The organism is Priestia sp. SB1, from assembly GCF_038898415.1.
Genome location: NZ_JBBJSS010000038.1, coordinates 1 through 822, shown reverse-complemented (window position 1 = coordinate 822; position 822 = coordinate 1). Strand labels below are relative to the sequence as shown.

Annotated in this window: 1 pseudogene; it reads right to left on the bottom strand. The window is 35.4% G+C overall.

Annotation, left to right across the window (positions count from 1 at the left end):
- Positions 1-305: 305 nt before the first annotated feature.
- Positions 306-470 (bottom strand): annotated as a pseudogene (locus WKH56_RS35035) (gamma-type small acid-soluble spore protein); the annotation flags it as partial.
- Positions 471-822 lie beyond the last annotated feature (352 nt).

Sequence of the window (822 nt, the reverse complement as noted above, 5' to 3'; positions counted from 1 at the left end):
GGAACCTCTCTCTTCTTAGAAGAGAGAGGTTCCCATTTATACGTTTAGGTACAAAGTGGAGTTTTACAATGTTTCTCGATTATATTGCCCAAAAATAGAAGCTAGTATGCAGCTTATTTATGCTGCTAAAGTAAAAGTATTTTAGCTAGCTTTATACTTTTTTTATCGTTTGTACAACATAAAAATGCCTTATTTACATATCTGATGTAGTTTAGTTTGGAGAGTATAGTCTAATACAGAGTAAAAAGGAGTTGGATACAACAAAGGGTTCTTTCAACGAATATGAAAGAACCCTTTTAACATTAATTTTTGTTTTTGTTAGCTTGAGCATTTTGACGTTTTACGTGCTGCACGTCAGTCTCACTAGCAAATTCTGTACCGTATTTACCAGAAGATGCTTGAGCGTTTTTTTGCTTCACGTGTTGAACATCTGTGCCAGAAGCTGTCGTGTTAGAATATTTGTTTTCCATTACTATCACCTCCACAAGAATTAATATATCCAAGTCGAAGGGCAGTATCCTTAAAAGTATTTGGTAAGAAAAACATGAGAATCCCAGTACAGATAGGGCACATTACTACAAGGAAATGCAATTTCTTTAAAAGCTATAGATAACCAACTTTAAGTTGGTTTGAATTGCCTTAAGGCAATTAGTTGGTTAACGAGAAAAATCATGACCTTGGTCTTTGGATTTATTTATAGAGCTACTTCTAAATCTTCTATGCTGTTGGTGCTGTTTTTGCAGAGCTTGCTCTTCACTACGAGTAGCTTGTTGGATCGCATCAAAGATGCCTGAAATCGTTCCTATGACCTGCTCTTTGGTT